Consider the following 26219-nt stretch of genomic DNA (forward strand, 5'->3'; position numbering starts at 1 on the left):
TAGTAAGACCCCTTGAAGAACACAAGGTTGATAGGTCAGAGGTGTAAGCATGGTAACATGTTCAGCTGACTGATACTAATAGGTCGAGGGCTTGACCAAATAAATTCACTGTGCAATTTTGAGAGGGTAAATGTCTAAATGACAATTGCCGGGTAATTTAGTCACGATAGTGACATTTTAAGAATTGCCCCGTGCTTTTCAAACAACTAAATAATAATCTGGTGGTAATGACGTAAAGGTAACACCCGTTCCCATTCCGAACACGATGGTTAAGCTTTATAGTGCCGATGGTACTGCAGGGGAGGCCCTGTGGAAGAGTAGGTAGCTGTCAGGTAATACGTTCCGCGATAGCTCAATGGTGGAGCACTCGGCTGTTAACCGATAGGTTGAAGGTTCGAATCCTTTTCGCGGAGCCAATTTTATATGAATTATTAAAGACTGTAAACTATACAGTCTTTTTTTATATCATTTAAAACTTTATTTTTCTACTAATAAGGTATATTGGTAGGAGTATTATTAAATGTGCCTTTAACATTGACAATAACATCAACAAAGATTATCATAAAAAATGGATATAGTTTATTTTTTATAATGATTTTATATGATATATAGTATATAATAAAATGGAATATGCAGTTTTTAATGCAAGACATAATATCCAATGAATGGAGGAAACATGAACAAATGAGTAACACATATGATTGTCTAGTAATAGGATGCGGATTTGCAGGGTCAGTTGTATCTAGAGAATTAGCTGAGCGATTAGGTAAGAAGGTATTGATTATAGAAAAGAGAAATCACGTTGGAGGTAATATGTATGACCTTTTCAACAAGGATGGAATACTAGTTCATAAATATGGACCACATATATTTCATACTAATAGTAAGCGTGTATTTGATTATATTTCACGTTTTACACAGTGGAGAAACTATTCTCATGAGGTCTTAGCAGATATTCATGGAAAATTAGTACCTATACCATTTAACCTAAATTCTCTTAATATGACTTTCAGTTTTGAAAAAGCAGAAAGGTTGAAAAAAAAGCTTGTTTCTATTTATGGTATGAATACAAGATTAACTATTGCGCAGCTTCGCGGTGAGATAGATCCTGATCTTCGGGAACTTGCTGACTTTGTTTATAATAATGTATTCTTGTATTATACGCAAAAGCAGTGGGGGGTTACTCCTGAAAATATAGATCCATCTGTTACTGCTAGAGTTCCAATACTAATTTCTCAGGATAATAGATATTTTCAGGATAAGTATCAAGGAATGCCTTCTGATGGATATACTGTTCTTTTTGAAAAACTACTGGACAATCCTAATATAAATTTAAGATTTAATACAGATGCAAGTAAGCTTGTTAGTATAAAGGAAAATCAGGTATTTTTTGAAGATAAACCGTTTAAGGGAACTATAATATATACTGGTGCTTTGGATGAATTCTTTGATTGTAAATTTGGGCGCCTGCCTTATAGAACTTTAGATTTTTTATTTGAAACACATGATATAGCACGTTATCAGCCCAAGGGTACTGTTAACTATACTGTGGATCAGCCATTTACTAGAATTACTGAGTTTAAGCATTTAACGGGTCAGAACGTTTCTGGTAAAACTACTATCATGAAAGAATATCCTAAGGCATATACAGGAGCTGAAAATGAAATACCATATTATGCAATACTTAATGAAGAAAACTTTCAGCTTTATAAGAAATACGAACAGCTTACTAAGGAGCTTTCTGATTTTCACCTACTTGGTAGATTAGCAGAATATAAATATTATAATATGGATTCAATAATAGAAAGAGCGTTAATTTTAGCTGATGAAATTATTTGTGATGAGAAAGGAAACGATTAATGAAAATAATAACATTTACAGTGCCATGTTATAACTCAGAGGCTTATATGAAGCACTGTATAGAGACTTTACTTCCAGGTGGGGAAGACATAGAAATAATACTTGTTGATGATGGTTCGTCGGATGGTACCGCTAAAATTGCAGATGATTATGCAGCTAAATATCCAAGCATAATAAAGGCAATACATCAGGAAAATGGAGGCCATGGTGAAGCTGTAAATACTGGTATTAAAAATGCTTCTGGTTTATATTTTAAAGTTGTAGACTCTGATGATTGGCTTGATGTATCAGGAATGTTGAAGGTTATAGATGTACTTAAAGAACTTCATGAACAGAGAAAAGAACTAGACATGATGATGTGTAATTATGTTTATGAGCATTCAGTGGACAATACTAGTCATGTGGTAAGATATAAAAATGTGATGCCAGAGAATAAAGTATTTGGATGGAATGATGTAGGCAAATTTAAGATGTCACAGTACATTCTTATGCATTCTGTTATTTATCGTACGGAGCTTTTATATGAATGTGGGATTAAGCTTCCAAAACATACATTTTATGTGGACAACCTATTTGTTTATCAACCACTACCATATGTTAAAGCTATTTATTATATGGATATTGACCTATACAGATACTTTATTGGAAGAGAAGATCAGTCTGTAAATGAGAAAATTATGATAAAAAGAATAGATCAGCAGATTTGTGTAAATAAGCTTATGATAGATTTTTATTGTACTCTTGGTAATATAGAAAATAAACGATTAGATGATTATATGAAAAATTATCTTTCTATGATGCTAACAATTTCATCTGTGCTTCTTGTGGTTTCTGGAACTAAAGAAAATCTTGGAAAGAAGAAGGAATTATGGTCATATTTAAAGGATAAGGACGAAAGGGTATATTTTTGTATGAGGTACCGCCTCTTTGGTATAGTATCTAATCTCTGGGGCAGCATTGGAAGAAAAATAACTAAATATGCTTATTACTTAACTAGTAGAAAGTATAAATTTAATTAAACATTATAAAGTTTAGTCTTACTTACTTTATAATAGATAAGAACATTTAAAATAATGATTAAATAAATTAAGAGAAGAATCGTCAAAAGTGGCGATTCCTTTTTTAATTTAGCAGTATTTGTTGCTATTCTATAATTTTTTGAACTCGACCAATTTGCCCATCTTCTAATCTTACCTTAATACCTCTAGGGTGATTTGAAGAACTTGTAAGAATGTTTTTAACACATCCACGTGTTAATTTACCTGTAGGTTGATCTTTCTTTAATACGATATCTACAACTCTACCAGGATAAATATCTGATCTTTTTTGACCATTCATATATATCAACTCCATATCTTATAAAATTTACATATGTATATATGTTCAATCTTAATATAATTAGCAAAGTTAATCAACATTTCGGTTAAAAGAAAAGAAGTTAACAAATTCAATAATGGGCTAAAAATTGTTTGTGGAAATTTTATAATAAGTGGTTAGTTATACGTTCTAATATTTTTATACTGTTTATTTTTATCTGATAAATTTAATAGAGTAATAATAAAGCGCAGGATATCATGAATAGATGCATTAAGTTCTTTTTAATAAAAGGTTTGCAAAATGTTTTTATATATGTTATGATTAATATCAAAATTGTATATTTATAGCTAAGTATTAGTTATTTATTTTCGGTTGAACAAATTTTTATTTGATTTCAAGAGAATTTGACTTTTGGGGTGGAAAGTCCTTCGGGGACTTTCCACCCTTTTTTGGCTATTTAAAGGAGGAATATATGGAAAAGACATTGTTAAGTATTGTATTAATTCTTATATTTACAAAGATAGGCGGTATAATAAGTAGAAAATTAAAAATGCCTGAAGTTTTAGGAGCATTAATTGCTGGTGTAGTACTTGGTCCAGTAGTATTAAATATTGTTCAGTATGATGATAATATTAAGCTGCTTTCAAATCTTGGAGTAATTATGCTTATGTTTCTTGCAGGTCTTGAGACTAATGCAGAGGAGTTTAAAAAAGCAGGACTTTCTTCATTGATAATTGCAGTAGCAGGTATAATACTGCCTCTTGTTTTAGGAACTCTAACTGCATATATATTTTTTAATAATTTTTGGGAAAATATATTTATAGGAGTAATCTTAACAGCTACTAGTGTAAGTATCACAGTAGAAACTCTTAAAGAGCTTGGAAAGCTTAATACAAGAGCAGGTATAAATATTCTTGGAGCAGCTGTAATAGATGATATTTTGGGGCTTATACTTATATCCATAGTTCTTGTAGTAGCACAAACTTCTGGTTCAAGTGCTGGAAATTCAGGAACATTATCAATTATATATGTGTTTATAAAAATAATTTTATTCTGCTTGTTTTCTATAATTGGAGTAATATATCTACCTAAATATATAAATAAGTTTACGGATTATGTGAAACCAGGTAGAGAACTTCTTACGTTTTCTATAGCCCTTGCTATATTTATAGCATATATTGCTGAAAGTCTAGGCATAGCAGCTATTACTGGTGCATATATATGTGGACTTATGCTTTCATCACTTTCACATAAGATGTATTTGGAGAGAAACGTTAAGGCAATTTCCTCAGGTTTTTTATCTCTTATATTCTTTGCAAGTGTTGGGATAGAAGCAAATTTAAAGGGAATAAATAAGGAAGTGTTATTTATTACATTGGTAATGTTCATTGTAGCAGTAATTGGGAAAATAGTAGGATGTGGTGCTGCTGCAAGATTTCTTAAGATGAGTAAGAGTGAGGCTGTTCAAATTGGAACTGGTATGATTTCAAGAGGTGAAGTAGCTATAATTACCGCTAATATAGGTCTGCAGAAGGGAATAATCTCAGAAGAAGTATTTCTTCCAACTTTAATTGTTGTAATATTAACTACAATTATAACTCCTATTTTACTTAAATTATCATTTTCTCATAAAGTAGAAAAAAAAGTAGAAGTTAAAAAAAGTAAGTAATCCCAAAATGTTAGTAAGTACTTTTAAATTCAATATGTGAGTAATGATATGTAGTCTTTGCTAATATCTTAAGTATTCATAAAATGCATTATTAATGGATATAATAATTAACATATGGCATATTTTTTACCTTATGTGTGTATATTTGAGTGATACTTTTTATAGAATAAAGATTAAAAGTATGCCATATTTATCTTTTAATTAGAATTATCTACAGGCATTCTTAGTGAAAGACATGTAAGTCCGCCATCCATTTTTTGAAATTCTGACATTTCAACTTCAACAATTTTATAACCCGCATCGACTAAGGCCTTTTTTGAATTTGGAAAGCCTTTTGGAACTATAACATGATTATTTATCAATATACAGTTTGCTGAATATGCCTCTTTATCATCTACATTTGTTCTTTTTGACTGACCTATATAAAAATGATTTTCAAATCTTAATATATCTCCACCATCCAGGCATGCATTACCAGATAAAAATTCTATATTACTATAGAATTTTTTAAGTACATTAATTATTTCTTTTTCTTCGCCTTTTCTTGACTTAGCACCTGGTTTAGTGATTATAGCACATTTTTCAGTTACAATTGCTACATCTTCTACGAATGTTGAATCAGGATACCTTTCATCAGCATCCAGTATAATGACATTGCAGCCGCACTTTCTTAATGCTTCAATATACTGTTCATGTTGTTTAAGTGCTTTTTCATAATCAGGTTTACCTAGGTTTGATGTAGTTATTCCATCTGCAAAATTTTTACCCGGTTTTCTTACTACTACGTTTTTTATCATAATGACCATCTCCTTTTAATTTAACAATTATAACTAACGCAAAATTTATACCAGTATTGAAGTATTACAATAGGGAGTTTATTTCTAAAAAATTTTTCGCTTTACTTTTGTATATTATATTTTGATAGTTTGTAATTAAGAGCCTGTCTGGATATTTTAAGCATTTTTGATGCTTCTGTTATATTAACAGTGTTTTCTATAGCATATTCAATTATGCTTTTTTCGTAATCCTCAATAAGCTCTGGTAAAGATTTTTCAGACATTATAACATCAGGAATCTCATGGCTGTCACTTTTTACAGAAAAAATATAATCAGGTAAATCTTCAATGGTTAAAATATGGTTATATGTTAAATTAAAAGCAGATTCTATAATGTTTTTTAGTTCTCTTATGTTTCCAGGCCAGCTATAACTTTTAAATATCTTTTTAACAGAATCATCAAGGCCTATGATGGATTTTCCCATCTTGTTATTATACTGCTTTATGAAATGATCTGACAGAAATTTAATATCATTTTTCCTGTCTTTTAAATCAGGTAAATTTACCTGAATAACTCCAATTCTGTAGAAAAGATCTTCTCTGAGCTTATTTTCAGCAATAGATTTTAATGGAGATTCATTTACTGCTGAAATTATTCTAACATTTACTTTTATACTTTCTGTAGAGCCAACCCTTCGTATTTCCTGATTTTCAATAGCTTTTAAAAGTTTTGCTTGCATGGATATTTCCATTGAGTTTATTTCATCAAGAAAAAGAGAACCACCGTCAGCGGTTTCAAATAAACCTTTTCTATTTTCAGCCCCTGTATAACTACCTTTTAATGTTCCAAATAAAATACTTTCAAGAAGTGTTGATGGAATAGCTGCACAGTTTTGTGATATAAAAGGCTTAGAAGATCTAGTACTGTTTTTATGAATGGATTGAGCTATCATTTCTTTTCCGGTACCTGTATGTCCATAAATTAGAATTGGCGAATCAGATTTCGATATTTTTAATATTTTTTTCTTTATACTAACCATATTAGCATCATTTGTTATTATATTATAATATTTACTTTTATCCTTATCTCTTTCTTTTAATTGTAAGGTTATATTTTTTCTTTGTTTTTCAGGGTCAATATATGCAGAAACTTCAACAGCACCAATTATTTTATCTCCAGACTTCAATGGAAAAGTAGAGTTTACTGCATCTATTTCAATATGTTTATAATTCACAAGGTGCTGGGTCTCATTAAGAATTGCTTTACCACTTTTTAAAACTCTTAGCAAACTACTATTGTTTTCATTTAATTCTGGATATATGTCACAAATATATTTTCCTATCACTTCTTCAGAATATAGGTTATAAATGTTTGTTCTAAAGTTGTCTGAATAATTTATTATTCCATTAATATCTACCATTACTATTGCATCAACGTAATTGTATAAGCTCAATATTTGTTTAATGTAGCTTTGTAACATTTTATCCACCTCAATTTATTATCTTATGTAATATTTTAAATATATTAAGATAATATTAAACTTTAGATTTAAAATTTATTTTACCACAGTTTCATATAGTTTTCCAATAAAGTGAATTCATCTAAATATATGATAATGAATATATTATGAATGAAAATCAGTGCGTATTCATCTGTAGCAAGTGGTTTTTAGAAGGATTAGGTTGCATATTAGCTAAAATACAAGGCTTTTTACACAAGAACGTTTACAGAAAATGATTTAATATTTATTCAGTTAAATGCATAAATATGTATTGACATATCAGTAGAATGATACTATAATTTTAACAAGTAAAACTTTAATATGAAAAACTGATTTAATTTTTATTAAAACTATGATGTTAATAAGAAAATGTATTTCGGAAAGTTAAGATAAATAAAAACTTAAGGAATTCTAGATACATTTTATATTTTAAAGGGAGTGATTGATAATGTTTAATCCAAAAGTATTTAATTCAAAAAATGAAATGGTTGATTTTATTTCAGAGTATATTGTTAAGCATAAAGATACTATAGCAATTGTTAATAGAGAATTGAGAAAAGGCCTTATTCAGTCACTACTTGCTAAGGAAGATTTTGATAAGTTTAAAGATGTTTCTAATGAAGAAGAAGATACATTATTTTTTATTAAAACTGGACATAAGGAAAGTAAAAACTTAGGACTTAAAGTATGTGATGCTTATAATCAAGTTACAAAGTGTTTTAAAATGGTTGATATAGACAATATTTTAATCATTGATGGTTTAATTACTGAAGAGGAAGAGAAAAAAGTTATTTATTATGAGGAAATAGCTAAATTAAAATTACAAGCATAATGAGAAGAGAGTATCATAAATAATAATATTAAGCTCTATATTTATATAAATTAAATATAGGGTTTTTTTATGCGCATTTACAATAAAAATATAGCGTAAATAGAGAAAGTATGTTGAAATTTATCAAAATTAGTATAAAATAAACATATAGGATATTTATATAGAAATAGTCGGCTTCAATATTTTTTTATAGGAATATATAGGATTTATATTTTTATATAAAATTATGGTAAGAAAATATAGTGATATTAAAGTGATAATAAATTGAGCGGAATATATGGAGGTATATTATGTTTGTATCAATAAGGGAAAAAATCTACTCAATTTTAAAGGGTAATAATAAATATAAAAATGAATGTATTAAGATATGCTTATTATATTTATTTTTGGGACTTATTTGGATTTATTTTTCTGATAAAATTGTTCAGGAATATATTAGTAATAAGAAGTTGTTGTTAAATATGCATATATTTAAAGGCTCTTTACATGTTATTATAAGTTCATTTATTATTTATTTTTTGATAAATACTCTTCTAAAAAAAGTTGAATTAACAGAAAGTAAGCTTAATGAGAGTTATAAAGAATTATCGTTAGTTAATGAAGAGCTTGAAGCCCATGTACAGCAGTTGTCTGCATTTCAGCAAGAATTAACAGTTCAATATGATCAAATTATTCAAAATGAAAAGAAGTTAAGTAAAAGTGAAGAAAAGAATAAAGCTATTATTAAAGCTATGCCAGATCTATTGTTTATTATAAGTAATGATGGCTATTTTATAGATTGCATAGCAAGTGATGAAAGTTTTTTATTAATGCCCAAGGAAGCTTTTAGAGGAAGAAGTATCTGGGAAGTTCTTCCTAAAGAAATATCAGAGATAGCCTATGAAAAAATGAAATCAGTAATTAAATATGGAGTATTGGAAAAATTTGAATACAAATTGAAAATTTCTGATAAAGAGGAGCATTTTGAACTTAGAATGGTAAAAAATAATGAAAAAGAAATATTGGCCATATCAAGAAATGTTACTGTTGAAAGGCAGAGCGAATTAAAATTAAAAATAAGCGAAGAAAAATACAAAACTCTTGTAAATGAAATGCAGCAGGGATTAGCAATTTACGAAGGATATTTTGAAGAAGAAGATGTTGGAAATTATAGATTTTTAGAGGCAAATAAAAGTCATGAAAAAATAACTGGATTAAAAACTAAAGATATATTAGGAAAAACTATTTATGAAATTTTTCCTAATATTAAAAACAATGTAATAAAAAAATATAGGGATGTAATGAAAACAGGGGAGCCTGTATGTTATGAAAGCTATTTAAAAAACATAGATAGATATTATGAATTAGTAGTGTATAGGCCTAAAAAGTTACAACTTGCAGTAATTGTTACAAATATTACTGAAAGAAAAAAAGCGGAAGAGGATATAAAGTTAAGTGAAGCAACCTTTAGAAATTTATTTGAAAATTCATCGGATGCAATACTTATAATTTCAGATAATAAAGTAGTTGACTGCAATATAGCTATGGTTAAGGTATTAGGATACGATTCAAAGTCATTTATAATATGTAGGAATCCATTTGAGTTTTATCCAGAAAAGCAGCCAGATGGAGAAAGTTCCAAAGAAAAAGTTTTTAGAATGCGTAAAAATACTATAGAAGATGGAAAATGCAAATTTGAATGGTGGTATAAAAGAGTTGATGGAACTTCACTACCAGTGGAAGTTATGTTAACAACTATTTTTCTTAATGGAAAAAAGGTTTTTCATTCTTTATGGAGAGACATTGGAGATAGGAAAGCCATGGAGCTTAAATTGGAATATTTAAGTTATCATGATCAATTAACAGGTTTATACAACAGGAGATTTTTCGAACAGGAGTTAAGGAGGCTGGATAAAGAAGAAAGTTTACCATTAACTATTGTTATGGCAGATGTTAACGGATTAAAGCTTGTAAATGATTCTTTGGGACATGCTGTAGGTGATGAACTCCTTAGAAAGGTGGCTGAAGTAATAATTAAGGGATGTAGGAAAAATGATATTATTGCTAGACTTGGAGGAGATGAATTTGTAATTATACTTCCTAATACAGATAGTTATGAAACGGAGCAAATTCTTGAACAAATTAAATCTATAGCTTTAAAAGAAAAGATAGGTGCCGTTAGTATATCTATTTCCTTTGGATATGAAACTAAGAAGAGTATGAATATAAGAATAGCAGAGGTTTTAAAGAAATCCGAAGATTATATGTATAAGAAAAAGCTTTTCGAAAGTCCAAGTATGAGAGGAAAAACTATAAGCGCTATAATTAGTACACTGCATGAAAAAAATAAAAGAGAGGAGCAGCATTCCCATAGAGTTTCTATTTTGTGTCAGGAAATGGGTAAAGTTCTCGGCTTACCAGAAGATGAAGTTAAGGAACTTAAAACAGTTGGGCTGCTCCATGATATAGGGAAAATAGCGATAGAAGAAAATATATTGAACAAGCCAGGGAGATTAACAGTTGAAGAACGGCAGCAAATAGAGAGACATCCAGAGATAGGTTACAGAATACTTAGCACAGTAAGTGATATGAAAGAAATGGCGGGATATGTGTTAGCACATCATGAAAGATGGGATGGAAAGGGATATCCAAAAGGTTTAGAGAAAGAAGAAATACCATTTCATTCAAGAATTATAAGTATAGTAGATTCCTATGATGCAATGGTAAGTGAAAGAAGTTATCGAAATGCTCTTCCAGAAGAAGTTGCTATAAAAGAATTAGAAACAAATGCTGGAATTCAATTTGATCCAAAACTTATAAGCATATTTATAAAGGAAGTATTGAATAAATCATGCAATTAAAATTAGGAAAAGGCCTCTGCAAAATGCAGGGCCTTTTCTATTTTAATAATTTGAAAGCAAAATTTATGTAAAAGTGATACAATTATTCATATGATGTAAAATATTGAGAATAATTAAGGAATAAAACTTATTTGAGCTTTAATTAAGTAATCTTTAAGAAATGAAAAATTTATTAAATATTATATAAGGTGGGATATCATTGGATTTAAAAATAATTGTAATTGAAGATGAATTTTCAATAAATGATATATTGACTTTTGCATTAAAAGGAGAAGGATATAAAGTTAAAAGTGCTTTTTCATCAAAGGAAGCGAGAGGATTTCTTCAGAATTTTAAACCTAATTTAGTACTACTTGATATAAATTTACCAGATGAAAGTGGATTTGAGCTCTGTAAATTTATTAATGCTAATTATAAAATACCAATTATTATGCTTACTGCTAGAAATGATATTACAGATAAAGTGCTTGGTTTGGAACTTGGAGCGGATGACTATATAACAAAGCCGTTTAATATAAAAGAAGTGTTAGTAAGGGTAAAGATAGCCTTAAGAAGGGTTGATAAATATAAAAATTTTAATGATGATGGTGAATTTATAAATTTAAATGACAATGTAAAAATTAAATTAGAAAATAGATTGGTAGTTAAAGATGGAAAAGAAATTAAGTTAAAACCTAAAGAATATGATTTGTTAGCATTTCTTATTAAAAATAAAAATAGAGTTTTTACAAGAGAGGAAATTTTAGATAAAGTTTGGGGTATAGATTATTGTGGTGAAATTAGAACTGTAGATATTCATGTTAGAAGGCTAAGAGCAAAGTTAAATTTAGACAATGGACAATCCTTCATTGAAACAGTTTTTGGTGTGGGATATGTAATGAGGTAGTAACGTGAAAAATAGTGTAAAATTTAAGTTTATGTTAGGGTTATCAATTATTTTTATAGCTGCAGCTGTTGCTTTAAATATATTAATTAGACAAGTGTTTGAAAGTAATTTAGAAAATTCTATAAAAATTTCTATGAAGGATACAATGAAAAGTTCAAGAGAATACATTAGATATAATATATTACCAAAAGATTTGCATATGGATGAAGAAGTTTTTTGTAAAAAACTGTGGAATATAATTAATAATTCTGTACTTACATATAATTATGAAATGCAAATAAGAACATCTTCAGGAAAAATTCAGGGGAATAGTATAAGCTTAGGTTACATTGAATTAGCGGATAAAGGCACCAAATCTGCGCTTGAAGGAAATGCTGTGATAAACTTAGAATACAGTGAAAACAATGTTCAAGCAGTATTATCTTATCCATTATATTATGGTGATAAATGTTTAGCAATATTAAATATAAGTAAAAGTTTTGGTGATTCTTATGTTGAAAATAAAAGAATAATAAACATAATTACTTTAATAGAGGTAGTTATTTTTACACTTATTTTTGTAGCTTCTTATTTATTTACATCAAGAATAGTAAAACCTATTATAACATTAACAAAACAAGTAAAGAAAATTGAAGAAGGAGATTATGAAATAAATTTGAACTCTAAAAATAATGATGAAATAGGTATTTTATTAAAAGAATTTATGAATATGAAAGAGAAAATAAAAAATCAAATTCAAACAATTAGCATGGAAAAGGACAAGGTTTTAAAGCTGGAAAAGAGTAGAAGCGAGTTTTTTAATAATGTAACGCATGAATTAAAAACTCCATTAACAGCTATTTCTGGTTATGCTCAAATGCTTTCAGATAAAAATGTAGAAGATGAAGAATTTAAAGATAGGGCAGTGCAAAGAATTTATTTGGAAAGTGAAAGACTTCATAAACTTGTAATTGATTTGATAAATGCTTCAAAGGGAATAAGTTTTTTAAAAGAGGATAAGAAAAGTATTGAAATGAAAAGCCTTTTAGATGATATGTGCGCGGATATGGAAAGTAAAGCTTGCAAGTATTCAATGCATATATTAAAAAATATAGAAGAAGGCTTTATATTCGGCCAGGAAAATAAGATAAGACAGCTTATAATAAATTTGCTAGATAATGCAATTAAATATTCTTTTTCAGGAGAAAACATTAATGTTAATGCTTTTAATGACAGTAAGCATTATAAAATAGAAATTTCAAATAAAGGAAATCCAATATCTGATGAAGTTTATAGATCTATTTTTGATCCTTTTGTAAAGGGGAATAATTCAATTGAATCTGGAAGCAGCGGTCTTGGGTTGTATATATGCAGTGAAACAATTAGAGAACATAATGGAGAAATACATATAGAAAATGGTAGTGTAATAAAAGTAATAATAAAAATTCCTTCTTTTTTACCTAATGGAAACAATTTGGAAACAACTTAAATAAGTTTAGAAAACATTAGATGATACTATTTAAGTAAATAAAAGGATATAAAATAATTAATGTCCAATTGGAAATGGAGGAATAAATATGTTAAGAAAGAGTGTGAAACAAATAGCACTACTTTTAACTTTAGTAGTTTCAATACCGTTAACCTTTAGTGCTTGTGAGCAGAAACAAAAGGAAATTAAACTTACCAGTAATGTTAAACAGGAAATGAAAGAAGAAGATAAAAATGCTTCTAAATTAGTAAAGGTAAAAGATTTAGATTTAGGTGACATGATGTATACACCAGTATGCTGGAAAGATGATGAAAATATTATAGTTACGGAGGGAAGTGATAAAAATAAAAATTTAATGGATTTTAAAAGTGTTCATATAGATGATATAAATGTTTATAACGTTAATATAAAAACATCTAAGATTTCAAAAGTTAATACCATAAAAGATGCGGTATGTGGGGAAATAGGACAGAAGGATATGTATGGAAATTTCCTTTATATAAAGGATAATAAAGTTTGTATGTATAATACAATAGAAAATACTCAGAAATCAATATATGATTTATCAGAAATAATAAAAGAGCAGAAACAAAAGTTAAAAATTCAAGATAATAAAGAACTATTAAAAAGAATACACTGTGGATTTGTACTTGGAAGTGATAAATGCATATATGTAATGGCACTTACAAGTGATGGTACCTGCAGTATGAGAGTAATTAATACAGACACAGGAGGTGTAATTAAAGGTTCTTTCACTGCAGGATATTTTCCTAATTTAGATAATATACGAGGATTGTATTCCTGGGCATATAACAAAAATAAGGATAGTTTTTATGTGAGCTCAATATTTTATAATGTTATATATGAATGTAAACTAGGAGAGAAAAGCGATATTAAGAAAAATAAGGTTGCTGGAGGAGAAATATTTGATATATCAAAAGATGGAAATACTCTTTATTTAAATAGCATTATTAAAAAAAATAAAAAAAGTATTATAAAATACGATATGGAAAAGAATAAGGCTATAGAATTAATAAATGATGCTGTAGAAGATAAGGGGAAAAATCAACAAAGCGTATTTGAAAATATTAGTATTAACTATGATAAAAGTATTATAAGTTATAGTGTTCAAAGTTTTATGATTGAATCAGATAATAAGAATTCCTATAAAATTCAAGCCACTTCTTTTATAGGAGATTTTGATGGTAAAGAAATAAAAAATTCTAGAAGGCTTCCTCTAGAACAATTGGATAAGAATGGTAATGGAAATGCTATTATTCTTAATAAAAGGGGAGATAGTTTTATTTATTTAGTTACGTATTTTGATTATAATGCTAAAGATGATGTTACTAAATTATATAAAACAAAAAGCTATGTATATCAAATTAAAAAGTAGAGTTTAAAAATAAATACAGCTAGGTTTGAATAAAACATATTCAAATCTAGCTGTATTTATTTTTAAATTTAAGTACTAATTGCTTCATTAATTAAGTTTTATTAAAGTTCATGAACTTTGAGAATATTTTTCATAAAATTACATATTAAGTTTATTTTGTGCTAAAAAGTATAAAATAAATAGAAAAATATAATAAAATTTAAATAAATCGCAGAAAATATGTGTTATAATAATTTTATATTTTAGTATAAATTTGGATTTATAAACGACTTTTGTAAACATATGTAATGATATGTTTTGAATTACATAAAAACCATAAAAAGGATGTTGATTTGAAGTGAAAATTTATGCGAAATAAATTAACTTCTAAATTGAACATTGTAAATAAGGGAGTGATTAATTTTTGGCTGGCAAAATTAAAAAAATCATTGATGAAATTATTAAACAAAGGTCTAAAGGAAATCCAGCTATTAAAGAAATGACTAAAGCCAAGTTTATTTTAAAAGGGATAAATCCAGATAAATTTGATAGTGATTCTGAGGATGATCCAGTTATTATAGAAAAACTTTTGAAAATTGATGAACAATTAAATGCAAAAAAACTAAAGTTTAGTGAAGTGAACATAAAGTCTGTTTTTTCAGAGAAAACTTCAGAAAAAGAGGTTGTAGAAGATATTAAGAATCAGTTAGAGGCATTTGATGCTAAGCTTATTATATATTTTGCTTCTTCTATTTTTGATCAGTACAATTTAAGCAGTTTGATGAAAGAAGTTTTTAAAGACTGTGTAGTGGTTGGGTGTTCTACTTCTGGAGAAATAGTTAGTGGGAAATTATTAAAAAATTCTGTTGTAGTAATGGCTTTTAATTCAAATATTATTTCTGATGTTAAAGTTGAAGTAATTGAAAACATGAAAGAAAAGTTAAATGTTGAAGCAGCTTTTATTTCTTTTGATAATTATTTTAACGAAAGTTCATATACAATGGATACAAAAAGATTTGTTGGTATAATTTTAATAGATGGTATAAGTAAAAAAGAAGAAAAGATTATGGACTTAATTGGAAATAGGACTAACATATTCTTTGTTGGAGGATCTGCAGGGGATGATTGTAGATTTGTGAAAACTCATGTTTGTGCAAATGGAAAAGCATATAGTGACTCAGCAGTGCTTCTAATGATAAAAATGAATGATAACGCTGAATTTAGTATTATTAAAACACAAAGCTTTAAGTGTTTAAATACTACGTTAATTGCAAATAAAGTAAATGAAGAAGATAGAGAAGTTATGGAATTTAATAATAAACCTGCAATCTTAGCGTATAAGGAGGCTGTAGGAGCAGATTCAATTGAAGATGCAAAAAAATATTTTATCACCAATCCTGTTGGATTATTAGTAAATAAAAATGAGATATTTGTAAGAAGTCCTCAGTATGTAAAAGGGACAAGTATGTTATTTTACTGTAATATATTAAAAGATATGGAGGTTAGATTACTTCAATCTACAAATATTATTGAAAATACTAAAAAAGCGATAGAAGATAAAATTAATGAATTTGGAAAAATTGATGGAATTATAAATTTTAATTGTATAGAACGTACACTTGAATTGGAAAGAAAAAATCTTGAAAAGCAGTATGGTGAATTGTTCAAGGATATTCCTACTATTGGATTTTCTTGTTATGGGGAACAATTTATAGGACATATAAATCAAACAGCTACTATGCTGGTTTTTAAATCGAAAACCAATATATAGTTATTAAAATTTTAAAAGTTATAGTTAAGTAAAAATATTAGCATAATTAAGCGATTAATCTTGTCATAAGTTGAATTTTATTATAATTCAAGGTATGAACGAATTTTGACTAAAATATTCTGAAATGGGGCAGTAAATCATGAATAATGTACAAGTTCCTTTAAATAATGCTAGTGTACTTATTGTTGATGATTCATATTATAACATTAAAACATTAACCATGATACTTAAGCATGAGGAATGCAATGTTAGAAGTGCTTTAAGTTATGAATTAGGATTAAAATCTGCTGTGGAAAATCCGCCAGATATAATTTTGATTAGAGCGAATATGTCTAACGAAGATGGATATAAAGTTTGTGAAGCTTTAAAAACTTACAGTAGTATTAAGAAAATTCCCATTATTTTTACTAGTGAAAATAATGAAATAATTGATAGAGATAAAGTATTTAGTGCTGGAGCTGATGATTATATAATTATGCCGTTTAGTTATAAAGAAGTTTTAGCTAGAGTTAAAACTCATTTAAAACTTTATTTTATGAGTATGGAAATGGAGAAATACAATAAAGGATCTTATGATGAAGTTAGGGAATTTAATGAAAGTTTAGTAAGAGATAATAACAATTTAAAAATGCAGGTTAAGAAAAAAACCAGCAGTTGAAAGAGATAACTGATGAATTAAAAGAATTTAATATTATGCTAGAGGAAGAAATTACTGAACGCACAAAAACTGAGGAAGCTTTAAGAAAAAGTGAAATGCAATTTCGTTACGCTATAGAAGAAGCTCCAGTACCTGTAATGCTATATTCAGAAGATGGGGAAGTAATAAAAATTAATAAAGAATGGGTAAACATTACAGGGTATACAATTAAGGATATTCCAGTAATATCTAAATGGGGAGAAATATCAGATGTATTTAAAGAAAATTTAGAATGCAGGGATACAGGTACGTTATATAATTTTGAAGGAAGACATGATAATGGAGAATATTCTGTAAAAACTAAAGATGGAGATATACGGCTTTGGGATTTTCATACAGGTTGTATTGGTAAATTAAATGATGGACGTAATATGTTAATTAAAGTAGCTGTGGATATAACTGAAAGAAAACGTATTGAAGAATTACAAAAGAGTATTGAAAAAGAAAGAATTAGGATGCTTGAGATTAGAGAGTATGACAGGATAAAAACGGATTTTTTTGCTAATATTTCTCATGAATTAAGGACCCCGATTAATGTTATTTTTTCTGCTATACAGGTTCATAAATTGAATTTAGAACAGTGTACTTGTGGAACTGATTGTAAATATCAATATCAATATAAATATACAAATATAATGCAGCAAAATTGTTACCGTATTTTAAGATTGGTTAATAATTTAATTGATATAACTAAAATAGATTCTGGTTATTTAGCTATAAATAAAATTAATTATGATATAGTAAATATTATAGAAAATGTAACTCTTTCTGTAGCTGAATATATAGAAAGTAAGGGGATGTCTGTAGTATTTGATACGGATATAGAGGAGAAAATTATTGCTTGTGATCCAGAAAAAATTGAGAGGATAATGTTGAATTTATTATCAAACTCAGTAAAGTTTACTCCACGTGGTGGAAGTATTATGGTTAGCATAAGTGATGGAGCTGAAAACATTTATATAAAGGTAAAGGATACTGGCAAGGGAATCCCTATAGAAAAGCTAAATTCAATATTTGAGCGTTTTGTACAGGTTGATAAATCCCTTACAAGGGAGAGTGAGGGAAGTGGAATAGGACTTTCACTGGTAAAGGCATTAGTGGAAATGCATGATGGAACTATATCAGTAAGTAGTAAAGAAGGCTATGGCAGCGAGTTTGTTATATGTATTCCATGTAAATTAATAGATAATACAGAGTGTAATAATAGTTATAATGATGATGCATTGAACAAAAGTTATACTGAAAAAATAAATTTAGAATTCTCCGATATATATAATTAAAAGTATGTGAATATATAAAAAAATGATTTTTATGTTAATTAATATTGTAAAAATTATACTTACCTAAGAAATATCGTATTTTAAATTAAAATCACTCATATATATATAATAAAGTACTACTATTATAGGAGAATGTATGCCAGGAGATATATCAAAACATACTAAATATATTGCTGAGTTGCCTTATCCAGAGGCAAAAGTAGAGGGGGAAAATGTTTTTTATGCTAACTTACTTCTTGAAGATTATGCAGGTATGGTTAGTGAACTTACAGCTATAAACCTTTATATATACCAGCATGTAACAAGCGAAGGAAAATATGAGGATTTTGCAGAACTTATAGGTGGAATAGCTATGGCAGAAATGAAGCATTTAGAGCTTTTAGGAGAAACAATTAAGCTTTTAGGTGTAAAGCCAGTGTATATTAATTCTACATGTCCTTTTGGTAAGCTTTGGACGGCTAGATACGTTAATTTTACCATTGTTATAAAAGCTATGATTGCAGAAGCTATTAGGTCAGAAAAAAAGGCTATTAATCAATATAAGCATCATATCATTTTAATTAAAGATAAATTTATAAAGGAATTAATTAATAGAATTATAATGGATGAAGAAATTCATTTAAAACTTTTAGAAGAAATATATGAGAAATATTAAAGTAATATTTCTGAGAGGACAGTGAAGGTTGATTCTTTTGCGTTAGCAAAAAATCAACCTTCACTGTCCTTTGTCAATTGTCCTATTACTTGTCTATCATAACCATATTGAACTGAGTATTATAACTGCAGTTGAAACCTGCTTTAGTTAAAGCATCTAAGCTAATGTTTTTCTTAGAAGAAAAATCTTTTGAATTAAAGCTGTAGGTTTGTTTATCTATAGTTAATTTCAATGAGGAAGAATCATAAGTTCCACCTAAATACATAGCTATATAGAGTGGATTAACATAAGCTTTACCATTTGCTATTTCAGTTTGATTGCTTCCAAAGGCAATTGGTGTTCCATATATCACTAATCTTGGATCAGCGCCTATAGCTGCTAATTCCTTATTATTCATATCAACATTATATGCAGCCGGAAGAACTACCTTTGTACTATTTTGCGGATGATCTTTATCTATTGTAAAGGAATCCACTAAACCTCCATCCTGCTTATATGCGTTTATTGTAAGCACATTTCCTTTAACATCTGCTACTTCGTAGGAAGGCATATCTTGAGGATCAAAGAAAAATGCATCCCAAACCTTAGAAGATAAATCTCCATAATATTTAGCACCACTTCTTCCAGTTACATAATACACTGTTCCTTTAGAATAATCTGTATAGTATTTTCCATTATTGATAGGAAAAGTTCTAGATACGCCATGATCATGTCCGTTAAGAACTACATCTACATGGTGCTTTTCTATTATAGGTGATATTATGTTTTTTAAGCTTACATTAGCTCTTGAAGCTTTATTGTAATATGGAGTCTTGTGAAAGGAAACTACTGTCCAAGGTTGTTTATTTGTAGTTAAGTCTGAATCAAGCCAGGCTGCTTGTTGCTTTAAAAAATTATCATTATTTGGAGATTCTTCTTCTTCCTGACTATCTAACATAACGAAATGAACATTTCCATAGTCATAAGAATATACTTGCCCCTTAAAACCTTCAGGTCCATTCATAGGAACCTTGAATTGATTTACAAAATATTTAGGCTTAGTTGAATCCCACCCAACAGCATTATAGGTTTCGTGGTTACCTTGAGTTGGCATTTCTGGTATGTTATCAATAACACCTTTAGCAGCGTCAAACCAGTTATTCCAGTGTCTATAGTCCTGTCCTTTTTCAACTAAATCTCCCATGTTTATTATAAAGTCAGCATCTTTATTTTTAGAGTAGGCATTTTGAACAGTTTTATTCCATGGACTATAATTTGGAACATCTGCATTTCCACTTTGAGAATCTCCAAAAACAATAAATTTGACATCATCTTCATTGTTTGCTTCTGTTTTAAAGGTGCTTTCTTCACTCCAATTTTGGCCATCTCCTACTTTGTAGCTATATTTGGTATTTGGAGTAAGGTTGGTTAAAGTTGCTGAAAATAGATTCATATATCCAATATTTATATCAGTATTTGATGTTGAAAAATCTTCCTTAGAAGCATCAAAAGTTTTTGTCTCACCAGTAGTTAAGTTTTTGTATTGAACTAATCCTCTATTTATATTTGTACTAGTTCTCCAAGTAATGGTTTGTGTGGTTTTAGGATCCTTTGTCCATGTTAAAGTAACATGATCAGGTTTTACAGTAGAATTAAGGCTTGTGTTAATAGTTGTACTATCATAGTATGCTTGTACTGGATATATTGGAGTTGCTATTGTTGATGTAGTAATGATAAGTGCAGCTATTAACATTGATAAATCTTTCTTTTTCATAAATCTTTCACCCCTTAACTTAATTTTCCATGGCATAACGTAATTATATATTTATTAAGTTAAGAGGATATTATATAAAGTTAAGGGTGTGTTAACTTTATGAATAAATTAAAACTTTATATAATAAAAATTATGCGACGCAACTTAAAGTGCAGTGGAAGTTTGTATTTTAACTTTTATTCCGTGATATATGGTAAGTGTTTCATCACTGCTAAATGTTTCTAATTATTCTAAAGCTCAAAGTTTATGAAAGCCTAAGAACTTTGTCAAACTCGGTTCCCTCAAACAAGACTAAAGTTCTAAGGCTTTCACAAACTTTTCGCTAAGAATAATAAGAAACAATTTAGCTAATGTGATGAAACACTTACCATATATCACTATATAAAAGTTAAAATACAAACTAATAACTTTAGTTGTACATATTAATGTTGATAATTTTATAATTTTTAGGTCTTAAAGATTAAGGTAAAGCCTGATGTTTTATTATACTAAATTTAAAACAGCTTATTTTTTTATTTTACCTAATAGATACCGGTTACTTTTATCAATTGTTGTAGCTTGATACCAATTTTTAGTTGGCTATTTTCCTAAATACCAATTACCTAAAATACAAACTTGTATTTTCATATTGCATTAATGATATTTGAACTGTTTTTCTTACGTCGGATAAAAATCTAACATTTTCTTTACCAGCAGATACTTTAATGGCAATACAAAAATTAAATATTCACAATATTATTATCATTGGTGGTACTGGTGTAATTTCGTTGTCGGTAGAAAATCAATTGGCTTCATTAGGTATTGAGACTAATAGAATAAGCGGAAAAGATAGATATGAAACAAATATAAATGTTTCATATCAACTAGATAATGTTAGTGAAATCGCAATTGTAACTGGAGATGATTTTGCTGATGGACTTTCTGGTTCTGCTTTAGCAGGTTCAAATTGTAATCCTATATTTTTAGTTGGAGAAAATTCATTATTACAGAAAGACTATTTAGATAAAAATTCCATAACTAATTATAATATTATAGCACTGGGAGGTACAGTATCAAAAATGGCTATTGACGGATTAGAATCTTCTAATATTGATTATGAAGAAAAAAAGATAAGTGATGTTAATAATGTAAAACTTGATGATATAACTAAGATAGTGTTCTATGATGGTAGAGGTGGACTAAATAAGCCGTTAACAATTGAAGATAAACAAAAGATTAAGGAATTCACCAAGTATCTAGATGGTGATAGTATAAAGAAAATAAAAAATCCCAATCCTCCATCAGGATGGGCACACTGCGCTGAATTTTACATCAATAACAAAAAAGTAATGGATATAACCTTTAGTAATCCATTAAAAACAAACAACAATAATTACTACGACGTTATAAAAGGTAAATTAGATGCTAATACAATTGATAAGTTCCTAAAATCTATTGATTCTTCTTGGAATACAACAAATTGAATGAAAATAATTATAAAATTGGATAACATCCATAGTTTTGTGTAAAATTAAACAGATATGACTAATTTAAATTTGAAATTACTATTGTATGAATTCTAAGGTTATTTAGTTTGTAATTTAAAAATTATATGAGACAAATATACAAAAAAGGAGCTACAATTTAATATAGCTTCTTTTTTGTATGCCAGTATGCTTACTTAGCCTATAGGGTGAAAGAAGCAATTTATATATTGGAAACAGATTTAAAACTTAAGTTTAATGAAACTAAAACCCATATAGATGACTCTGATAAAGGGGTAGCTTTTTAATGATATAAATAATATAATATCATAAAATAGAAAATTTTATAAATAAGAATTTTAACACTTAAATACTTGATTTAAATTGAAATATTTATAAATATTAGTGTAATATAAGAAAAGTAAATGTTATTTGAATCTATGCATTATGTTTACAGCAATATTTATGTACAGAATCTATTAAATAAATGAACATATAATTTACACAAGGAGGGTTTAATTATGAATATAGCAGCTTTTTTTGATATTGATGGTACTCTATATAGAGAAGGATTGATTACAGAAGTTTTTAAGAAACTTGTGAAATATGAAATAATTCCACCTGAAAGATGGTATAAGGAAGTAAAACCAGAGTATGAAAAATGGGATAAAAGACAGGGAAACTATGATAACTATCTTTTAAAAATGGCAGGAATATATATTGAGGCTATAAAAGGTCTTCATAGATCGCAAATAGATTTTATAGCTAAAAATGTAGTAACTCAAAAGGGTGATAGAGTATATACATTTACAAGAGATAAAATTAAATGGCATAAAGAAAAGGGGCATAAAGTAATAACAATATCAGGAAGTCCAATAGAGTTAGTAAGAGAAATGTCTATAAAATATGGTTTTGATGATTATAAAGGAGCAGAATATTTAATAGATGATAATGAACAGTATACTGGTGAAGTTGTTTCTATGTGGGATAGTGAAAGTAAACAGAAAGCTATCTATGAGCTTGTAAATAAGTATGATATAGATTTAAATCAAAGTTATGCCTATGGAGACACATCTGGAGATTTTTCTATGTTCAAGTTAGTAAGTCATCCTGTTTGTGTAAATCCAACTAAAGAACTTTTGCAAAAAGTTATAGATGATAAGGACGTTAGAGAAAAAATACAAATTGTAGTTGAAAGAAAAGATACTATATATGACCTAAAACCGGAATGCATTAATAATTTTAATTAAGGCATATGGAAGAAAGTAATAAGTCAAAAATGTTATTATATTTGAAAGAAGATTTTATCTAGAATTGTTTTATGAAATCATTCTGATAACCCCAAATTATACTAACATGCTGACTATTTATTTTCTTTCATATGCCTAATATTTAAATGAAATTTATGTTTTATCTGAATTAAATTTCACTTGATTGGTAAAAAATGATATAATATTACGACAGATATTTTAGAGAATTAATTGGAAAAGAGTGGTAGAGTGATAGAAAGGCATGATGTTGTCGAAGTTGAGGAAATATTAGAAGAAAATTTGTTAAGTATAAATGGAAAAAAACACTTATTTAAAGATGCTATATTTTTTGATTTAGAACATTATATATATAAAAAACCTATTTGTATAGGTGTTTTTGGATGTTGTTATTTTGATGATATAGCAAATAAGCTTAATACTACACAGTATATGATAGAAAATAGAAAAGATGCGAAAGCTATACTAACTTTAGCAAAAGATTATTTTTATACTATGAGTTCAAAGTATGGTAAAAAGTACTTAGTTACTTTTTCAGGTAATAATGATTTTACAGTAATTAATTATCTTTTTGAAAAGTATAATATAAATTTTAATATAGAAGAACATTTTAAACATATAGATCTTCAAAAAGAATATGAAAGAGAAAAAAAAGTTTGTATTGGGCTTAAGGCATTGGAAAAAGAATTTGGCATAACTCGCGAAAGTGAAGTTATAAGTGGCTCTAATTTAGCTAAAACTTTTAGTAAAATTGTAAAAGACAGTGGATATGTACAGAGAATGCCCGAGGAGAAAAGAGATAAAATACTTTTGTATAATGAACAGGATGTAGTAAGTTTATTTCAGATTTATGTGAATTGGAACATTGTAATGAAAAGAGATAAAATATTAGAAGGTTAAAGACCTTTTCTAATACAGTTTGATGTAAAAAAGGGAGGTTTGATTTCATGTTCAGCCCAATAAGAAATACAAAGGTTTATGAACAGGTAATAGAACAAATTAAAAATATGATTATAGATGGTACATTGAAAAAAGGAGATAAATTGCCTTCAGAAAGGGAACTGGTAGAACATCTTCAGGTTAGCAGAACATCTATAAGAGAAGCTTTAAGAGCACTTCAAATTATAGGGTTAGTTGAATGTAGACAAGGTGAAGGAAATTATATTAGGGAAAGCTTTGAAAATAGTTTATTTGAGCCTTTGTCTATGATGTTCATGTTACAAAAAAGTAGTTCTTCTGAAATTATGGAGATTAGAAAAATTATTGAAGTAGAGACTACTGCTCTAGCTTCTCAAAGAATTACAGATGAAGAATTGCAGCACATGAAAATATTATTAGATACAATTAATTCTAATAATGAAGTTGATAATGTTAAAATTGATAAGGAATTTCATTATAAAATTGCAAAAGCTTCTAAAAATTATTTAATAATTAATATTTTAAATGCAATTTCATCTTTAATGGATGAAGTTATTAAAGATGCAAGAAGAAGGATATTGGTAGATGAAGATAATAGAGAAGTATTATTCAAGCAACATGATGATATATATAAAGCTCTTAGGGCACACAATCCTAAAAAGGCATCAGAAGCTATGAAGAAGCACTTAGATTTTGCTAATGAATATTATAAAGATTTTTAAAATTATTGAAAGAGTAGTACTTATAAATAGAAGTAATACTCTTTATTTATATAAGTTTTATTAAATGGTTATTAACTTTTAGTAATTGTTTTTGCAAACATAATATTTATAAATTAACTTGTTATTAAAATAACTAAAATTCTATTAAATTGCATTTTAAAAGAAAATTCAAAAAATTTTTCTTTTAAAACATTAAGCATAAATGATATTAAATCAATGTGCAAAAGTGAAAGTGTAAAGTTCAAACTTATTGTTAATTAAATAACAATTATGGAAATTATTAAAATACTGTGGTAATATTAGAACAATAACTGGTCATACCATATTACCAATTTGTCAGCAGGAGGGTAAAAAATGAATATGTATGTATTGTTTTTTATTGCATTGATACCAAAACGTTACTGGTAACTTTAATTTTAGCAATTGCAATATGGAAGATGCCTATAGTTGATGCCTTGAAAGCAGGACTAGAAGGCGCAGCAAGCGCAATATGGCCTATAATTATAGTTATAATTGCAGCGGTATTCATCTATAACCTATCTATTTATACAAAGAGTATGGACCTAATTAAAAGCATGATGACAGGCATTACCACAGACCAGAGAATTTTAATTCTTATACTTGCCTGGGGATTATAATAGCAGGAATTGTAGGGGGATTAATTCAAGGAGCTAAATTTAGTGAAATACTAACTGTTTTAGGTAAAACAATTAAACAAATGACAAAATCAGCTATAACTATAATAGCTATTGTAGCTCTTGATAAAGTTATGAGTTACAGTGGAATGATTAAGTCTATAGCAGTGGTTTTAGTTGCAGTAACTGGAGGTTATTATCCAGTAATAGCACCTATTATAGGAGCCCTTGGAACTTTTGTAACAGGAAGCGATACTTCAGCTAATATATTATTTGGACAACTCCAAGTTGAAGCTGCTAAATCCTTAGGTTTAAATCCATATTGGCTAGCAGCAGCTAATACAGGTGGTGCTACAGCAGGTAAGATGATTTCACCACAAAGTATAGCAGTGGCTACGGCGGCTACAGGACTTGCAGGTGCAGAAGGTAAGATTTTAAATGCAACGTTGAGGTTTTGTATAGTATATGTAATCGTTTTAGGAATTGTAGCTTACTTTGGAGGAGCAGTATTTAATTTGTAACTATAAAAAAT

The 26219-nt window shown here is 28.1% G+C and carries 20 protein-coding genes, 1 tRNA gene, 2 rRNA genes, 1 pseudogene and 1 other annotated feature; of the genes and pseudogenes, 20 read left to right on the forward strand and 4 right to left on the reverse strand.

Features of this window, described 5'->3' with window-relative positions; translation table 11 throughout:
* From HBE96_RS10375 to HBE96_RS10395, 5 genes are all read left to right on the forward strand, one after another.
* Positions 1-99: ribosomal RNA gene (locus HBE96_RS10375) — 23S ribosomal RNA — on the forward strand; the annotation flags it as partial.
* Between the two features lie 118 nt (positions 100-217).
* Positions 218-334: ribosomal RNA gene (gene rrf / locus HBE96_RS10380) — 5S ribosomal RNA — on the forward strand.
* A gap of 7 nt (positions 335-341) precedes the next feature.
* Positions 342-416 (forward strand) — tRNA-Asn (locus HBE96_RS10385).
* Positions 417-684: 268 nt separating this feature from the next.
* Positions 685-1860, forward strand: coding sequence for a UDP-galactopyranose mutase (glf, locus tag HBE96_RS10390; protein ID WP_169297703.1), 1176 nt, complete (start codon positions 685-687; stop codon positions 1858-1860).
* Complete coding sequence (locus HBE96_RS10395; protein ID WP_169297704.1) at positions 1860-2879, forward strand: glycosyltransferase family 2 protein; 1020 nt, start codon at positions 1860-1862, stop codon at positions 2877-2879. Before glf ends, HBE96_RS10395 begins: the two co-directional genes overlap by 1 nt.
* Before the next feature lie 124 nt (positions 2880-3003).
* Here the strand turns inward: HBE96_RS10395 and HBE96_RS10400 are convergent, their stop codons facing one another.
* On the reverse strand, positions 3004-3198 hold the full coding sequence (locus HBE96_RS10400) for a YwbE family protein (RefSeq protein WP_169297705.1): 195 nt from the start codon (positions 3196-3198) through the stop codon (positions 3004-3006).
* Positions 3199-3547: 349 nt separating this feature from the next.
* Positions 3548-3603 (forward strand) — a sequence feature (sodium ion sensor (DUF1646 type); this cis-regulatory element may regulate processes involved in with the transportation of sodium ions).
* A 46-nt stretch (positions 3604-3649) separates the two neighbouring features.
* Between HBE96_RS10400 and HBE96_RS10405 the strand changes: the two genes are divergently transcribed.
* Positions 3650-4846 (forward strand): cation:proton antiporter, encoded by a 1197-nt coding sequence (locus HBE96_RS10405; protein WP_169297706.1) that lies wholly within the window; start codon positions 3650-3652, stop codon positions 4844-4846.
* Between the two features lie 197 nt (positions 4847-5043).
* Here HBE96_RS10405 and HBE96_RS10410 read toward each other — a convergent pair whose 3' ends face one another.
* Together HBE96_RS10410 and HBE96_RS10415 are read right to left on the reverse strand one after the other, a co-directional pair.
* Positions 5044-5643, reverse strand: coding sequence for an arginine deiminase-related protein (locus HBE96_RS10410; protein WP_169297707.1), 600 nt, complete (start codon positions 5641-5643; stop codon positions 5044-5046).
* Positions 5644-5744: 101 nt separating this feature from the next.
* Positions 5745-7103, reverse strand: a complete 1359-nt coding sequence (locus HBE96_RS10415) for a sigma-54 interaction domain-containing protein (RefSeq protein WP_169297708.1) — start codon at positions 7101-7103, stop codon at positions 5745-5747.
* A 469-nt stretch (positions 7104-7572) separates the two neighbouring features.
* Here HBE96_RS10415 and HBE96_RS10420 point away from each other — a divergent pair, with 469 nt between their 5' ends.
* From HBE96_RS10420 to HBE96_RS10460, 9 genes are all read left to right on the forward strand, one after another.
* A complete protein-coding gene (locus HBE96_RS10420) occupies positions 7573-7956 on the forward strand; it encodes a hypothetical protein (RefSeq protein ID WP_169297709.1) in 384 nt (127 codons plus the stop codon).
* 731 nt (positions 7957-8687) lie between these two features.
* Positions 8688-10796 (forward strand): HD domain-containing phosphohydrolase, encoded by a 2109-nt coding sequence (locus tag HBE96_RS10425; RefSeq protein WP_425350726.1) that lies wholly within the window; start codon positions 8688-8690, stop codon positions 10794-10796.
* A 199-nt stretch (positions 10797-10995) separates the two neighbouring features.
* Positions 10996-11682 (forward strand): response regulator transcription factor, encoded by a 687-nt coding sequence (locus HBE96_RS10430; protein WP_169297711.1) that lies wholly within the window; start codon positions 10996-10998, stop codon positions 11680-11682.
* A gap of 4 nt (positions 11683-11686) precedes the next feature.
* Positions 11687-13150, forward strand: coding sequence for an ATP-binding protein (locus tag HBE96_RS10435; RefSeq protein ID WP_169297712.1), 1464 nt, complete (start codon positions 11687-11689; stop codon positions 13148-13150).
* A gap of 88 nt (positions 13151-13238) precedes the next feature.
* Entirely contained in the window at positions 13239-14546 is a 1308-nt protein-coding gene (locus HBE96_RS10440) for a hypothetical protein (RefSeq protein WP_169297713.1), read from the forward strand.
* Positions 14547-14949: 403 nt separating this feature from the next.
* Positions 14950-16296: an FIST signal transduction protein gene (locus tag HBE96_RS10445; RefSeq protein WP_169297714.1), complete on the forward strand. Its 1347-nt coding sequence runs from the start codon at positions 14950-14952 to the stop codon at positions 16294-16296.
* Between the two features lie 139 nt (positions 16297-16435).
* Entirely contained in the window at positions 16436-16954 is a 519-nt protein-coding gene (locus tag HBE96_RS26280) for a response regulator (protein ID WP_169297715.1), read from the forward strand.
* Positions 16951-18273, forward strand: a complete 1323-nt coding sequence (locus HBE96_RS25985) for a PAS domain-containing sensor histidine kinase (RefSeq protein ID WP_243186897.1) — start codon at positions 16951-16953, stop codon at positions 18271-18273. Before HBE96_RS26280 ends, HBE96_RS25985 begins: the two co-directional genes overlap by 4 nt.
* A 136-nt stretch (positions 18274-18409) precedes the next feature.
* On the forward strand, positions 18410-18928 hold the full coding sequence (locus tag HBE96_RS10460) for a ferritin-like domain-containing protein (protein WP_169297716.1): 519 nt from the start codon (positions 18410-18412) through the stop codon (positions 18926-18928).
* Positions 18929-19013: 85 nt separating this feature from the next.
* Here the strand turns inward: HBE96_RS10460 and HBE96_RS10465 are convergent, their stop codons facing one another.
* Positions 19014-20681, reverse strand: a complete 1668-nt coding sequence (locus HBE96_RS10465) for a purple acid phosphatase family protein (protein WP_169297717.1) — start codon at positions 20679-20681, stop codon at positions 19014-19016.
* Positions 20682-21385: 704 nt separating this feature from the next.
* On the opposite strand from HBE96_RS10465, the gene HBE96_RS10470 reads away from it, so the two are divergent.
* From HBE96_RS10470 to HBE96_RS10490, 5 genes and pseudogenes are all read left to right on the forward strand, one after another.
* Positions 21386-22144, forward strand: coding sequence for a cell wall-binding repeat-containing protein (locus HBE96_RS10470; RefSeq protein WP_169297718.1), 759 nt, complete (start codon positions 21386-21388; stop codon positions 22142-22144).
* Positions 22145-22665: 521 nt separating this feature from the next.
* Positions 22666-23394, forward strand: a complete 729-nt coding sequence (locus HBE96_RS10475; RefSeq protein ID WP_169297719.1) for an HAD-IB family hydrolase — start codon at positions 22666-22668, stop codon at positions 23392-23394.
* A 249-nt stretch (positions 23395-23643) separates the two neighbouring features.
* The gene (locus tag HBE96_RS10480; RefSeq protein ID WP_169297771.1) at positions 23644-24312 is read left to right on the forward strand and encodes a ribonuclease H-like domain-containing protein; all 669 of its coding nucleotides are present in this window, start codon (positions 23644-23646) and stop codon (positions 24310-24312) included.
* A gap of 47 nt (positions 24313-24359) precedes the next feature.
* Positions 24360-25052, forward strand: a complete 693-nt coding sequence (locus HBE96_RS10485) for a FadR/GntR family transcriptional regulator (protein ID WP_169297720.1) — start codon at positions 24360-24362, stop codon at positions 25050-25052.
* Positions 25053-25406: 354 nt separating this feature from the next.
* A pseudogene (locus HBE96_RS10490) lies at positions 25407-26208 on the forward strand (L-lactate permease).
* Positions 26209-26219 lie beyond the last annotated feature (11 nt).

It is taken from the genome of Clostridium muellerianum (assembly GCF_012926525.1).
Classification (GTDB): Bacteria; Bacillota; Clostridia; order Clostridiales; family Clostridiaceae; genus Clostridium_AM; species Clostridium_AM muellerianum.